Raw genomic sequence first — 14,939 nt, 5'->3', positions numbered from 1 at the left:
CTACCGGAAGGGGCGCCCCGACTCACGTCGGGGCGTAGCCGGGCCAGCGGGAGGGGTCGGCGCGCAACACGGCGAGCAGGTCCGGGCGACGTTCGGCCAACTGCCCGATGTGTCGGTCACGCAGCCACCGCGCCAACCACGCGGCGGTCGGCGCGGCCGGGCCACCGCGCCGCCACGCGACGGTCAATGCGACCCGGAGGTCCTCTGCCAGCCGCACGGTGTGCAGCTCGCCGGGAGGCACGAGGGTGGCGCTGGTGAGGGCGACCGCTGCGCCATCCTTCAGGATGTGGCGACCACTGGGCCCGTTGAGGGCGGTGAAGCGGATCCGGGGTACGAAGCCCGCGGCTCGACAGACGGCGAGGACCGACCGCTGGTTGCGGGTGCCGGCGGGGCCGGTGAGCCAGTCGTGCTCCGCCAACTCGCGCAGTGCGATGGTCGTCCGGCCGGCACCAGCATCCCTGGGGAGCAGGACGTACGCCGGGTCCTCGAAGGCGACGGTCGTGTCCCACCCGGCGGGCGTGGCAAGGCCGGCGAGGGGCAGGTCCGCGTACACGCAGATGTCGGCGGCGAGCATCGCCGGTGCCCAGTTCGGGCCGGGAATGGTGACGACGTGCTGCCGTACGTTGGCCAAGCCTCCGTCGCGCAGCGCGTCGACCAGCCCGGTGAAACCGAACTCACTGGCCACCGTCAGGCCACCCGGGACCGATGTTGTGTCGTCGGCCATGGTCGTCCCGGCCAGCCGGGACATTTCCTTCTCCAGCCTCTGCAGGTGTGGCAGCAACTGGACGAGTAGCGGGCTGGCGGACACTCCCCTCGGAGTCCGGTCGAACAGGGTGCCCCAGCGTCGCTCGATCCGTGTCAGCTGGGCACTCACCGCCGGCTGGGGCAGCCCGAGGTGACGGGCCGCTCCGCTGATCGATCCGGCTGCGGCGACCGAGGTCACCAGCCGTACGTGCCGCCTGGCCACGACGTCGACGCCGATCAGGGCGGCGATCGTCTCGGCAGCGGCCGTCGCCTGACTGACCGATCCCAACGCTGCCTGCCCCTGGCCGGTCAGGTGGTACTCCGTCCCGGTCCGCTGTAGGCACGACACTCCGGCGGAACCGGCCAGCCGGCGTAGCCGCTTGCGGACGGCGGTCTCACTCAGACCGAGTCGGGCGGCGAGGACCGGGCAGTCGAGCCCGTCGGCGACGCCCAGCAGCAGCCGCAGGTCGATCGTGTCCACGTTGGTCTCCAGGAGAACGGGCGGCAGGTTCCTCCGGCTGTCACTGACGGTCGGCTCGCGCTTCGGCGAAGGCGGGCCAGCCGACCGGGTCGGCACGCATCTCGGCGAGCAGGTCCGGGCGTAGCTCCGCCAGTCGCCGGATCTGACCGTCGCGCAGCCAGCGAACGATCCACTGAGCCGTCGCGGTAGCGGTGCTGCCTCGCCGCCATCCGACGGTCATCCGCACCCGGACGTCCTCTGCGAGTCGGACGGCGCGCAGCGCGCCACTGGGGACCAGGGTCGCGCCGGTGAGGGCCACCGCTCCACCATCTTCGATGATGCGGCGACCGCTGGGCCCGTTGAGGGCGGTGAACCGGATCCGCGGGTCGAATCCCATCGACCGGCAGAGCAGGAGTACGGACTGGTGGTTGCGGCTGCCTGGCGGACCAGTGATCCAGTCGTAGTCGGCCAACTCGCGCAGGCCCACCGTCGTCCGGCCGCCATCGGCACCGAGTGGCATCAGGACATGGGCAGGATCCTCGAACGCGACGGCCCTGTCCCGCCCAGGCGGTACGGCCAGACTGACGAACGGAAGATCGGCGTACAGGCAGATGTCGGCGGCGAGCATGGTCGGCGCCCAGCCCGGACCGGGGATGTCGATGATGTGTTGCCGCACGTCGACCTGAGCATCGTCGCGGAGCGCGTCGATGAGCCCGTGGAAACCGAATTCGCTGGCCAACTGCAGGTTTCCTGAGGTCACCGAAGCTTCCTCGGCTGTGGCCGGCGCGGCGAGGCAGGACAGCGTCCGTTCCAGCAGGCGCAGGTGTGGCAGCAGTTCGACGAGTCTCGGGGCGGGCTCGACACCGCTTCGGGTGCGCTCGAACAGGGTGACCTGCCAGCGCCGTTCGATCCGCGCCAGCTGCGCACTGAGCGAAGGCTGCGGAATCCGTAGCTGGCCGGCAGCGCTGCCGATCGAGCCGGTCGCGGCGATCGTGGTGACCACCCGGACGTGGCGCGTCGAAAGGGACTCGACGCCGAGGAGCCGCGCGATCTCCTGCGATGCGGCCACCGCCTGGCTGGCCGGGCCCAACACGGCCCTCCCCCGCTCGGTCAGGTGGTGACTTCGTCCCGTCTGTCGCAGCCAGGCCGTCTCCTCGGGACCGGTCAATCGGCGGAGGCGCTTTCGCACCGCGGATTCGCTGAGGCCGAGCGAGGCGGCGAGGGCGGGACAGTCGTCACCGTCAGCGACACCCAGCAGAAGTCGAAGATCTACCGTCTCCACGAGTTCAGATGGTATGGCCGGCGCGCGTGATCGGTAATGCCAACTCGCACGACCCACTGGTGGATCGGACGGGCTAAGGACGGTCGGCACGGACAGCGACCGAATGGGCACGAAATGGAGTTCGGCGGCGCGGCGCTCGGCATTTCCCGATCCATTGCCGCCGATCGGTGACGGGCGGTAGGAGAAGGAACAATGATATGCCACGTATTGACGGATAGGTCTCTCGTGGAGGGCGTCGTCAGGCGCGGTCACGTCCGCGCCCCCTGCGGTATGGGCGGAGGGGGCCGCCTGCCCGGACCGTCCCGGCCGGGAGTCGCCGAGCACACGGCTCCGGCCTTACGGGCCGAGGCGGGTCCACCGGCGGCTGCCAGCAGCCTTCTCGCCGCCGCGTCAGTCGAGTGTGGGCAGCCGAAAGAGCGCGTCCGGCCGCCGTCCTGCCCACCCGTCGGCCGTGCGCACCGCCCGGGTGTACGCGTGGGCGCCGGGGCGGCGTCAGGAGATCGCACGAGCGTCGGGTTTGGTATGGGCGACGAAACCAGTTGGTAGTCCCCAGGCCAAGCCTGCTGCTGATCCAATTCAGTGACGGTTCCGCTGCCTCCGGCGGGGCGGCGAGGCCTGTCGGCCGGCCGGTCATGCGGTCCGGCGTTGCCCAGCCCATTCGCCGCAGTCTTAGCCGTTGCGCGGTGGGCGATATCCAACCGGAAATGAAGGAGAACGGATGAAGACGGGCCAGCATCCGAAAGGTCACCTGAGGCTTGTGCACCGAATTCTGATGGCGGTGGCGCTCGCCGCGGCCAGCCTCGGCCTCTCTCTCGCGGTTTCCAGCCCCGCGCAGGCAGCCACCACCACCATGTGCTCGGCCACGCCGGTCCCCGCCGGCTGGGTTGTCACCCAGGCGCAGAGAGACTCGGCCAGCTGCGGCTCCCACCTGCTCTACTGGATCACCAACGATCTCTACAACGGGATGCACATCTGTTCCGCCACTCGTGTGCCCGCCGGCTGGGTGGCAACTCAGGCGCAGACGAACCCGGTCAACTGCGGACCTCACCTGAGCTACTGGGTCACGAGCAATCTCTACAACGGGATGCACATCTGTTCCGCCACCCACGTGCCCGCCGGCTGGGTGGCAACTCAGGCGCAGACGAACCCGGTCAACTGCGGACCCCACCTGAGCTACTGGGTCACGAGCAATCTCTACAACGGGATGCACATCTGCTCCGCCACCCAGGTGCCCGCAGGTTGGGTGGTCACTCGATCGCAGACGGACCCGGTGACCTGCGGTCCCTACCTGCTCTACTGGATCACCCGAGCCTGACGTCCGGCGACGCGGGACGGTCTGAGGAACGAGCACTCAGCACCAGAGGCGAGTCAGACGCCGCACCGCAGGAGAACGACCGATGAGAACTGTCGGGGCCATCTCATGGATCACCATGAGATGGCCCCGACAGCATCAGACTCCAGACGGTGCGGGTGACCTCCGTGTCGGCCGGATCTTCCCAAGGTCTCACCTGTCGGCGGCCATCTCCCTATGGTGGGACGCCGGCACTGGTGGCCGTCGACGACGTGGCGCGCACCTGCCGCCCGGGCTGCGCGACACCGGCCCCGCCGAAGGACTACCGTTGCTGACCCCGGCCGGTCGGCAGGCCGGCGAGCAGGGTGTCGACCAAGGCGTCGGCGTCGGCCGGGGTGAGCGGACGGTGGGTGACCACGGCCCGCAGCCAGACCGGCCCGAGCAGCAGGTCGGCCAGGAGCGCGTCGTCCACCGGCCCGGTCAGCTCGCCCCGCGCACGGGCCCGCCCGGTCAGCTCGGTGACGTGCGCGCAGTGCTGGCCGAGCAGCTCGTCGGCGAGCCGCCCCAGCTCCGCGTCGGCGCCGGTGTGGGCGAGCACGTCGGCGGCGAGCCGCCCCGGCCCGTCGGCGAAGAACGCGGCCTTCGACCTGAGCAGGGCGGTCAGGTCGCCGCGCAGCGTGCCGGTGTCCGGCACCGGCAGGTCCCGGGCGATGGCGTGCCGGAACGTCGCCGCGACGAGCGAGGGCTTCGACGGCCACCACCGGTAGAGGGTGGTCTTGTTGACCCCGGAGCGGCGGGCCACCCCCTCGACGGTCAGGCCGGCGTACCCCTCGGTCTCCAGCAGGTCCAGCACGGCCGCGTGGATCGCCCCCGCGCCGCGCGGCCCCCGGACGGCCGCCGGCCCGCCGGTCACGGTCACAGCCCGGTGCGGCGCAGCAGGCGCAGCGCCGCGGTCATCCGTCGGGTCCAGGCCGCGCTGTGCGCCCCCGGCCGGTGGTACGCGGGGGCCAGGTCCAGCCCGCGCTGCCGGGCGACGGTCTTGACCCGGGTGAACCGGAGCAGCCCGTCGGCGCCGTGCCGGCCGCCCAGCCCGGAGTCCTTCCAGCCGCCCATCGGGGCGTCGACGCTGCCCCAGACGGCGCTGTAGCCGTCGTTGACGTTGACGGCGCCCGCGTCGATCCGCGCCGCGACCGCCTCGCCGCGTGCCCCGGAGCCGCTGAACACACTGGCGTTCAGCCCGTACGCCGTGTCGTTGGCCAGGGCCACCGCCTCGTCGTCAGTGCGGAAGCGGTACACGGCGACGACCGGCCCGAAGGTCTCCTCGGCGTACATCCGCATGCCGGGGGCGACGCCGGTGAGCACGGCCGGTTCGAAGACGTACGGGCCGATGTCGGGGCGGTGCCGGCCGCCGGTGTGCAGGGTGGCGCCCCGCCCGACGGCGTCGGTGACGTGCGCGGTGACGGTGTCGAGCTGCCGCGCGGAGGCCAGCGAGCCGAGGTCGGCCGCGAAGTCGCCGCCCACGCCCAGCCGCAGCGTCCCGGTGCGCGCGACGAAGCGGCGCAGGAACTCGTCGTGCAGTTGGTCGGCCACGTAGACGCGTTCGGCGGAGACGCAGAGCTGGCCGGCGCTGGCGAAGCAGGCCCGGATCGCGCCCTCGACCGCCCGGTCCAGGTCGGCGTCGTCGAGCACGAGCAGCGGGTTCTTGCCGCCCAGCTCCAGCGAGGTCGGGACCAGCCGGCGCGCGGCCTGGGCGGCGACCTCGCGGCCGACCCGGGTGGAGCCGGTGAAGCAGACCAGGTCGGCCCGCTCGGTGACCAGCGGCCCGACGTCGGCGCCCTCGCCGGCGACGATCTGCCAGAGCGCCGGGGGCAGCCCCGCCTCGACGGCGAGGGCCCGCAGCCACAGCGCGCTGAGCATGCTCGCCGGGTCGGGCCGGTGCACCACCGCGTTGCCGGCCGCCAGGGCGGGCAGCACCTCGGAGGCGGCCAGCGAGAGCGGGTAGTTCCAGGGCGAGACGACGCCGACCACGCCCACCGGGAAGCGCAGCTCCCGGGTGCGGGTGAGCACCGGCAGCGCCCCGGCCCGGCGGCGGGGGCGCAGCAGCCGGGCGGCGGCGCGCGCGTGGTAGCGGGCGTTGATGGCGACGTCGAGGACCTCCTCGACCGCGTGCCGGCGGGCCTTGCCGGCCTCCAACTGGACCAGGTCGAGCCCCTCGGCCTGCTGGTCGAGCACCAGGTCGTGCAGCCGGAGCAGGACGGCGGCCCGACGGGCCACGGGCAGGCCGGCCCAGGGGCGCTGGGCGGCCCGCGCGTCGGCGAAGGCGCCGTCGACGTCGGCGGGGGTGCTCGACGCCACGTCCACCGTCCGGGCGCCGGTCAGCGGCGACGTGGCGCTGAACGCGGGCCCGGTGCCGCGCACCTGCCCGACGAGCGCGGCGGCGCCGGCGGGCAGCGCCGGTGGGCGACCGGGGGCGGCGGGGTTGCCGGTGACCGGGCCCGCCGGGTCGGCGTGCGGGGTGAGCGCGGTGGTGGTCATGCGTCGACGTTAACGCAACGCGACGTTGCGTTGCAATTTGCGCGCGGGATCGCCCCGGCGGTGCGGCGCTCAGCCGGTGGCCCCGACCAGCAGTTCCACCACCGCGCGGGCGGTCGCCGGCGCGCCGCCGTCGGTCGGGCAGTCCACGTACCCGGTCTCCACCGTCCCGACGGTGAGCCGGTAGCTGAAGGCGTCCCGGCAGGCCGTCGGAGCAGACGGGCGGCCCGCCTCGGCGGCGAGCGCGGGGTCGGCGACGAGCCGGCGCAGCCGGTCCAGGTCAGCGCCGGAGAGCCGGCCGGTACGCCGCGACCCGGCGCGGTCGACAACGCTCCACCGCCCGTCGGGCTCCACGGTCACCGTGTCGCCGCGCCCGGCGATCCCGCCCGAACGGGTCAGCACGACGCGCGCCGGCGTCGGCTCGGAGGCGGGTGGGGCCGTCGTGCCGGCCGCCGGGCGGTCGGTCGTGGGCGGCGTGGTCCGGTCCGTCGGCGCGGTCGTCGTGCAGCCGGACAGGACCGCCGCCACCAGCGCGACCTTGACGCCGGCCATCGAAGCTGATCTCATGCCGCTCGGACGCGCGGCGCGGCGGCGCGGTTCCCACCGGCTCCGGTTCCACCGAACGGTCAATGTCCCGGACGGAATTCGGATCACCCCTTCTCTTTTGGGTCGTCACATCGTTATATCTACATGCGTGACTATCCCCGTCACGCATACCCCCGTTCAGGAGGGCACGTGAAAAGACCCCTTGCCGCCGTCGGTACGGCCCTGCTCACCAGCGGCCTGCTGACCGGCGTCGCCACCCCGGCGCTCGCGGCACCCCCCACCGCCCCCGCCCCGGGCGGGCCCGCCGCCGCCGCGGCGAGCGTCCTGCGCACCAACCCCGGTGCCGTCCAGGGCACCGCCGCCGAGGCCTACCAGGTGCACAGCACCAAGGTGGACGCCAACGGCGCCGCGCACACCCGCTACACCCGGACCTACCAGGGCCTGCGCGTGTACGGCGGTGACTTCGTCATCCACACGACCCCGAACGGCGGCTACGCCGGCTCCTCGGTCGGTCTGGACGCCCCGCTGACCCTGCCCACCACGGCCAGGGTCCCCGCCGCGGCGGCGAAGAAGGCCGCCCGCGCCGAGTTCTCCGGCACGCTCACCGCCGTGGGCACCCCGGAGCTCTTCGTCGACGCCAGCTCCGGCAAGGGCCGGCTGGCCTGGGAGACCGTCGTCACCGGCTGGCACCCGGACGGGCAGACCCCGTCGCGGTTCCACGTCGTCACCGACGCCACCACCGGCAAGGTCATCGGCTCGTACGACGAGATCGAGGCCGTCGCCGGCACGGGCAACAGCGTCTACTCGGGCACCGTCACGGTGGACACCACGCTCTCCGGCAGCACGTACCAGATGATCGACCCGCTGCGCGGCAACGGCTCCACGTGCGACATGAACAACGGCACGTCGACCTGCACCACGATCACCGACGCCGACAACACCTGGGGCACCGGCGCCACCTCCAACCGGCAGTCCGCCGCCGTGGACGCGCACTACGGCGCCGCCAAGACGTACGACTACTTCAAGAACGTGCACGGGCGCAACGGCATCTTCGGCGACGGCCGGGGCGTGCCCAGCCGGGTGCACTACGGCAACAACTACGTGAACGCCTTCTGGGACGGCTCCCGGATGACGTACGGCGACGGCAGCGGCAACTCCCGGCCGCTGGTCTCCATCGACGTGGCCGCCCACGAGATGAGCCACGGCGTCACCGAGAACGTGGTGCCCGGCGGCCTGACCTACTCCGGCGAGTCCGGCGGCCTCAACGAGGCCACCAGCGACATCTTCGGCAACATGGTCGAGTTCTACGCCAACAGCCCCGCCGACCCGGGCGACTACCAGGTCGGCGAAAAGATCAACATCAACGGCGACGGTACGCCGCTGCGCTACATGTACAACCCGGCCCTGGACGGCTCCGGCGACAGTTGCTGGTCCACCTCCACCAAGAACAAGGACGTGCACTACTCGTCCGGCGTGGCCAACCACTTCTTCTTCAACCTCGCCGAGGGCACCGGGGCCACCCCGTACGGCACCTCGCCGATCTGCGGCTCCGCCCCGGCGGTGACCGGCATCGGCCGCGTCAAGGCCGAGAAGATCTGGTGGCGGGCGCTGGACGCGTACTTCACCTCCAACACCTCGTACGTCAACACCAGCAACCCGGCGAACACCGCCCGGGCGTACACCCTGCGCGCCGCCACCGACCTGTACGGCAGCTGCTCCACCGAGTACCGGACCGTCCAGGCGGCCTGGACCGCGGTGAACGTGGCCGGCAACGACGCGCCGTGCTCGACCGGCAACGACTTCTCGGTCTCGCTCTCGCCGACCTCCGGCGCGGTGAACCCGGGCGGCTCGGTCTCCACCACCGTGGCGACCGCCACCACCAGCGGCTCGGCGCAGACCGTGACGCTGTCGGCCGCCGGCCTGCCGAGCGGGGCGACCGCCTCGTTCAGCCCGGCCTCGGTGACCTCGGGCGGCTCCTCGACCCTCACCATCGCCACCACGGCCGCCACGGCGCCGGGCACCTACACGGTGACCGTGAACGGTGCCGGCTCGGTCACCCGCAGCGCCACCTACACGCTCACCGTCAACGGCACCGGCGGCGGCTGCACCAGCCCGGGTCAGAAGCTCGGCAACGCGGGCTTCGAGTCCGGGGCCACCACCTGGACGCAGACCTCGGGCGTCATCGGCCAGCACGGCGCCGAGCAGCCGGCCCGCACCGGCACGTGGAGCGCGTGGCTGAACGGGTACGGCCGCAGCCGCACCGACACGCTCGCCCAGTCGGTGAGCCTGCCGGCCGGGTGCACGTCGTACAACTTCAGCTTCTGGCTGCACGTCGACTCGGCGGAGACCACCACCGGCACCGCGTACGACACGCTGCGGGTGCAGGTGCTCAACTCCTCCGGGACGGTGCTGGCGACCCTCGCCACGTACTCGAATCTGAACAAGGCCGCCGGGTACAGCCAGAAGTCGTTCTCGCTGGCCGCGTACAAGGGCCAGACCGTGACCCTGAAGTTCACCGGCGTCGAGGACGCGTCGCTCCAGACGTCCTTCGTCGTGGACGACACCGCGCTCAACGTCTCCTGACGTAGCCGCGCCGCCGCCGGGCCCGGCGACCACCCCGCCAGGGTGGTCGTCGGGCCCGCGCCGTTATGGTCGCCGCACCGACGCGTCGCCGCTCCCGGCGGCCGGGCGGACGTCGAAGGGGTGGTGACGGTGGCGGACGCGGAACTCCTCGTCGAGGTGACCGGGCCGGTGGCGACGGTGGTGATCCGTAATCCGGCCCGGCGCAACGCGATGACCACCGTGATGTGGCGGCGCCTGCCGGCGCTGCTCGACGGGCTGGAGGCCGACCCGGCCGTGCGGGCGTTGGTGCTCACCGGGGCCGGGGACACCTTCTGCGCCGGCGCGGACCTGGGCGACCTGGACGAGCTGCTGGACGCCGGCGACGCCAGCATCGCCGTGGCCGCCGAGGAGCGGCTCGCCGCCTTCGCCAAGCCGACCGTCGCCGCCGTGCGGGGCGCGTGCGTGGGCGGGGGCTGCCAGCTCGCCGTCGCCTGCGACCTGCGGATCGCCACCGACGACGCGCGGTTCGGCGTACCGCCGGCACGGCTGGGTCTGGTGTATCCCGCGCCGACCACCCGCCGGCTGGCCCGGCTGGTCGGCCCGGCCGCGGCCAAGCACCTGCTCTTCACGGCCGAGCTGATCGACGCCGAGCGGGCGCTGCGGGTGGGCCTGGTCGACGAGGTGCTGCCGGGCGACCGGCTCGCCACCCGGGTGGACGAGCTGACCGCCGCCGTGGTCGCCCGGTCGCAGCTCAGCGTCGCCGCCGCCAAGGAGATCGTCGACGGGCGGGCGGACGAGGACCGGATCGCCTGGTGGCACGGGCAGGTCCGGGCCAGCGGCGAGGCCCGCGAGGGCGTCGCGGCCTTCCACGAGCGCCGCCCGCCCCGCTTCGGCTGGACCCCGCCCGCCCGGCACTGACCGCGAGGACGTTCCCCGGCCGGTAGGGCGGACGGCATCCGGCCCGCGCCGGGCGGCACCTGGCCGGGGGCGGGAGCCGGGGCGACCGCCCCCACCCCCAGCCGGGTCAGGCCGGGTCGGCCAGGACGATCGTGATCGACCGGGCCGCGCCGTTGCGCAACCGGATCGTCTTTGCCGAGGACCGGTCGGCGCCGCCGTACCATCCGGCGGTCCATGGCGGGTTCGGGACGTAGCGGAGCTTGACCGGCTGGTCCGCGAGCCCCTCGATCACCCGTGGCCCGTGATAGAAGGAGTACTCCTTCACCAGGTCGCCCGTGGTCGCGTTGTAGACCTCGCCGGCGAGCCATCCGTGGTACGGCTGACCGTCCGCGGAGGTCGCGGCGATGTTGATCCGGGGACCGGTCCTGCGCAGCGAGATGTCGGCGATGCCCGGCTCGTCGATTCCCGCCCTGATCGCCTCCGCCGCCCTGCGGTTCGGCGCGTCACCCGACCAGACGGCCGCGTAGGGCTCGATGTGGTCGTAGTAGTGGGAAAACTGCAACGGCCAGGCGTACGGGCCGAGGTTGGGCACCGTGTAGGCACCCTCTGCGTCGGTGCAGAATCTGCCGATCCCCGGTGCTCCGCCGCTGCCCTGCCGCAGCGGCAGTATGGACGCACAGCCGTTGGCCAGGGGCTCGCCGGTCGCGGCGTCCCGGATGGTTCCGGTGATCCGGGCGGCCGGATCCAGCTTGATCGTGGAGACGGTGCTCAGCCGGCCGCCCTGCCCGTCGACGCGCAGGGCGTCGTGCTGCCGGCCGACGCCGCCGCTGCGGCCCACCCACTGGGCGCCGTGCACGTCGTCGCCGGGGAGGACCAGCAGGGTGTACTCGCCCGGCTCCAACTCCCGCAGGGTGACCCGGCCCTGGTCGTCGGTGTAGTTCACGTCCCACCGGCAGGTGTCGTCGTCGAGTGCGCCGAACACCAGCGGCAGGGCGGCCACGCAGGTGTACGGCACCGGCTCACCGGTGGCCCGGTCCACCACGGTGGTGGTGATGGCGGTGGTGGGACGGAGGGCGACCTCGACCCGGGTGGTCCGGCCGAGGGTGACCGCGACGTTCTTGACCTCCTGCCGGGCGTGCAGGCCGTCCGACGAGCGCACGTGAAGGGTGTACGTCCCGGACGCCAGGTTCTCCAGCCGCAGGTGACCGTTCGTGGCTCCGCACTGGAGGAAGTGTTCCTGGACGCCGCCGCAGATCGTGTCGACCGGAGCGCCGCTGACCGCGTCGGTGGCCACCACCTCCACGACGCCGGGTAGCAGCATGGTCTCCTCGGGGACCGTGGTGGTCGCGCCGGACGCGACCGTGACCACGTCGGCCGTGGAGTAGCCGAGCTTCTGGTGCGACCACTGGAAACGGCCCAGGAAGCCATACTGGATCTTGTAGGTCCCGGCCGGCACCGAGGGGAACCTGAAGCTGCCCTCGGCGTCGGAGAGGACCTGTCCGCCGGCGGCGCCGTCGGTGGTGAAGAGGTTGACGGTCACGCTGCCGGGCCGTTCCGTCACCACGTGGCCGGTGATCGTGCCCGGGGCGGGCTCCTCAGCGTACGCGGGTGTGGCGGCCAGACCGGTGGTGAGGCTCAGCACCGCAGCCGCGGCGAAGGCGGCGTACCTGCGGGCAGGATGGTTCATCTGTTCCCCGTTCGGGCGGAGGAGGCGGACGCGGGCGGCGGACCGGCGACCCGGACGGGCTGACACGGGCGGCGGTCACGCTGTTCCCACACGGTGTTCCGGTTGCCCGCACGCTACTCCGCCAGCCCTCGCCCGCGCTGACCTCGCCGCAGGAACCGGCCGGACGGCCCGGCGGCCCACCGCCAGCCGGGTGATCGAACTCCGCCGATCAGGTGGTTCCCGGCCGGCATCGCGCCGAGGGCTGTCGTGGGGGCCGTCGCCGTCGACGACGGTCACTACGATCCGAGTGGGCCGCCGCTCGACGGTGCGCCATGAAGGAGGAACTCCAGTTGAAATACATCACCCGCGGTCTTCGGGGGCGCGGGCGCACATCGGCAGGGGTGGCCGCCGCCGCACTGGTGCTGGGAGCCGTCGGCCTCCCGGCCGGGCCGGCGGCCGCCGCTGAGCCACACCACGTGCTCACCCCCTCGTTCCTCGCCTACACCGACTCCACCACACCCGACACCGCGGTCTTCCACCCCAGCGGGGGCGAGATCCCGGCCGGCTCATGGCGCGACGATGTCCAGGCCGTCCACACCTCCCGGGTCTACGTCACCTTCGACATCGGCGGGATCTACGCGGGGCGGGTGAGCAAGGCCACCCTCGTCGCGCGGGAGAGCAGGGCCAACGACTGCGCCCGTCCACGTACGACCATCGCCCAACCCACCGCGGCCTTCACCGGTGAGAACAGCTGGTCGAGCCCGCCGAGGACGATCGGCAGGGCGGTCGACGCGACCGCGGAGGGAAGCGACTGCACTTCCTGGCGGACGACCTGGGACCTGGCCGCCGCCCTGCGCGACGCACTGACCCGGGGCGACCACAAGCTCACCACCGAGCTGCGCATCCCCAGGCGGTACGAGGCAAACGTCTCCTACGGCCGCTGGCTGGAGACCAACGAGTTTCGCTTCGAGGTGGAGCTGACCAACGCCGCCCCGCTGAAGCCGACCAGGCTCTACAACGGCAACACCGACACGCCGTGCGGCGCAGCGCACTTCGCCCGGTCCGAGTTCAGCGCGTACGCCGACATGACCGACCGGGACCGCGACCCAGGCGACTCGCTGACCCCCGAGTTCGAGTTCTGGCCGGTCGCCGACCCGTCCACCGTGACCGCGATGCAGGCATCCATCTCGAGCGGCGGGGACGGCCTGAGCGGCGTCGGTACGGTGCCGGTGACCTCTCTGCCCGACGGCGAGTACGCGTGGCACGCCCGGACGTACGACCAGCGCGCCTGGTCGCCGTGGAGCGATCCGTGCCGGTTCACGGTGGACCGGACGGCTCCCGGTGTCGCGCCGACCGTCGCGTCCCCGGAGTATCCGGAGAACCCGGCCAACCCCACCGGCGGCACCTCCGTCACCGGCACCTTCCTGTTCACCGCGCACGGCGTCGGGGACGTGGTGCGATTCCAGTACGGCGACAGCCAGTGGAGCCTCTACAACCAGGTTCCGGCCGACCAGCTCGGCGGCGCGGCGACCATCCAGTGGCGGCCCCGCGACGCCGGGAAGCAGACGCTCTACGTGACCAGCGTCGACCGGGCCGGCAACGCCTCACCGGTACGGGCGTACACGTTCAACGTCCGGGACCTGACGGTCACCGCCTGGTCGACGAAGCAGGAGCCGGACCCGTCCGGGGCCGGCATCGCGGTGACGATGCGGTTCGGCACCCAGCCCGGCAACGGCGTCACCACCGTCACCTACCGCGTCGACGGCGCGGCGCAGCAGTCCGTCGCGGTGGGTGACGAGGGGGTGGCCGAGCCGGTGATCGGGCCACTCAAGGGCGGCCAGCACACGCTCGGCTACGCGGGCCGCAACGCCGCCGGCGAAGTGCTGTACGAGCAGGAGACCACCTTCTACGTCGACGACGCGCCGACGGTGACCTCGGACGGCGTGTACCCCATCGAGGGTTCGGGCGGCGGGGTCGGTGTCCCCGGAGTGTTCACGGTGGCTCCGGCCGTAACGCAGGGAGCCACCTCGGTCAGCTGGTTCACCACTGCCGACAGCAACCACACGGTGGTTCCGCTGGGCGCCGACGGCAAGGCCCGGATCACGTGGACGCCGACAGCCTCAGGCTGGACCTACTTCTGGTTCTCCGTGAAGTACGCCGACGGCACCTCGTCTGGCTGGCGGTCGTTCTCGACCACCGTCCGGTGACCCGACGGCGGGGCGCGGGAACCCTCCCACGCCCCGCCTCGGGTGCGGGGCCGGCGGGCGCCGCACCGAGGGCCGTACCCCCGACGCGGCCCCCCGTTCCCGCCGGCCGGTCCGTCACCGCCCCGCCAGTGCCGCCCAGCTCGGTACCGCCGGCTCGCGCCGCAGCGGCATGCCCGCCTCGGCCGGCGTCCGGTCGCCCTTGCGCTGGTTGCAGCCGTAGCAGGCGGCGGTCGTGTTCCGCCAGGTGTTCCGGCCGCCGCGCGAGCGGGGCAGGACGTGGTCGATGGTGCCGGCCGGCCCCCCGCAGTACGCGCAGCAGCGCCCGTCGCGGCGCAGCACGCCGGCGCGCGACCAGGCCGGGCCGGTGCTGAACCGCCACCGGGTCACCACGTAGCGGACCAGGCGCACGACCCGGGGGACCGGGAACACCCCGATCACCCGGTCGGGCTCGGCCTCGTGGATCTCGGCGACCCGCCGGCAGAGCATCCGGATCGCGTGCTGGACGGTGACCCGGTGCAGCGGGCCGAGGTCGGCGTTGACGACGAGGACGGCGTCCACCGGTGTCTCCCTTCGTGGCGGTGACGAGCTGGGCGGACCGGAGGACGAAAGAGCCGCCCGGTCCGGATGCGGACGGGCGGCTCGACGTCGTGCGGGCACGCGTCAGTCGGGCCGGCCGCCCCCGGGGTGTTCGGCGCGGTGGCCGCCGCCGCTCGCCGGCGACGCCGGACGCGTGGGCAGCGACGACGGCACAC

At 72.9% G+C, this 14,939-nt stretch carries 11 protein-coding genes; 4 read left to right on the top strand and 7 right to left on the bottom strand.

The features are described 5' to 3' along the window. Positions 1–22: 22 nt before the first annotated feature. Complete coding sequence (locus tag AC5L34_RS03620) at positions 23–1,225, bottom strand: LysR family transcriptional regulator (RefSeq protein WP_441176218.1); 1,203 nt, start codon at positions 1,223–1,225, stop codon at positions 23–25. Between the two features lie 40 nt (positions 1,226–1,265). Continuing rightward, positions 1,266–2,486, bottom strand: a complete 1,221-nt coding sequence (locus tag AC5L34_RS03615; protein WP_494823784.1) for a LysR family transcriptional regulator — start codon at positions 2,484–2,486, stop codon at positions 1,266–1,268. A 718-nt stretch (positions 2,487–3,204) separates the two neighbouring features. Between AC5L34_RS03615 and AC5L34_RS03610 the strand changes: the two genes are divergently transcribed. After that, positions 3,205–3,801, top strand: a complete 597-nt coding sequence (locus tag AC5L34_RS03610; protein WP_441176216.1) for a hypothetical protein — start codon at positions 3,205–3,207, stop codon at positions 3,799–3,801. Positions 3,802–4,099: 298 nt separating this feature from the next. On the opposite strand, the gene AC5L34_RS03605 is transcribed toward AC5L34_RS03610, so the two are convergent. From AC5L34_RS03605 to AC5L34_RS03595, 3 genes are all read right to left on the bottom strand, one after another. Then, a complete protein-coding gene (locus AC5L34_RS03605) occupies positions 4,100–4,690 on the bottom strand; it encodes a TetR/AcrR family transcriptional regulator (protein ID WP_441176215.1) in 591 nt (196 codons plus the stop codon). A 2-nt stretch (positions 4,691–4,692) separates the two neighbouring features. Beyond that, the gene (locus AC5L34_RS03600; RefSeq protein WP_494823783.1) at positions 4,693–6,312 is read right to left on the bottom strand and encodes a succinic semialdehyde dehydrogenase; all 1,620 of its coding nucleotides are present in this window, start codon (positions 6,310–6,312) and stop codon (positions 4,693–4,695) included. A 69-nt stretch (positions 6,313–6,381) separates the two neighbouring features. Further along, on the bottom strand, positions 6,382–6,876 hold the full coding sequence (locus AC5L34_RS03595) for a hypothetical protein (RefSeq protein ID WP_441176213.1): 495 nt from the start codon (positions 6,874–6,876) through the stop codon (positions 6,382–6,384). A 168-nt stretch (positions 6,877–7,044) separates the two neighbouring features. On the opposite strand from AC5L34_RS03595, the gene AC5L34_RS03590 reads away from it, so the two are divergent. After that, positions 7,045–9,438: a M4 family metallopeptidase gene (locus AC5L34_RS03590; RefSeq protein ID WP_441176212.1), complete on the top strand. Its 2,394-nt coding sequence runs from the start codon at positions 7,045–7,047 to the stop codon at positions 9,436–9,438. A 123-nt stretch (positions 9,439–9,561) separates the two neighbouring features. Then, complete coding sequence (locus AC5L34_RS03585; RefSeq protein WP_494823782.1) at positions 9,562–10,335, top strand: enoyl-CoA hydratase/isomerase family protein; 774 nt, start codon at positions 9,562–9,564, stop codon at positions 10,333–10,335. Positions 10,336–10,441: 106 nt separating this feature from the next. Here the strand turns inward: AC5L34_RS03585 and AC5L34_RS03580 are convergent, their stop codons facing one another. Then, positions 10,442–12,001, bottom strand: coding sequence for an MSCRAMM family protein (locus tag AC5L34_RS03580; RefSeq protein ID WP_494823781.1), 1,560 nt, complete (start codon positions 11,999–12,001; stop codon positions 10,442–10,444). Between the two features lie 311 nt (positions 12,002–12,312). On the opposite strand from AC5L34_RS03580, the gene AC5L34_RS03575 reads away from it, so the two are divergent. Further along, entirely contained in the window at positions 12,313–14,187 is a 1,875-nt protein-coding gene (locus AC5L34_RS03575; RefSeq protein ID WP_441176208.1) for a hypothetical protein, read from the top strand. 114 nt (positions 14,188–14,301) lie between these two features. Here AC5L34_RS03575 and AC5L34_RS03570 read toward each other — a convergent pair whose 3' ends face one another. Then, a complete protein-coding gene (locus AC5L34_RS03570; RefSeq protein WP_441176207.1) occupies positions 14,302–14,745 on the bottom strand; it encodes an HNH endonuclease in 444 nt (147 codons plus the stop codon). Positions 14,746–14,939: the final 194 nt, after the last annotated feature.

The sequence above is a fragment of the Micromonospora sp. ZG13 genome, from assembly GCF_059359355.1.
This window is presented reverse-complemented; position numbering and strand designations above follow the sequence as displayed.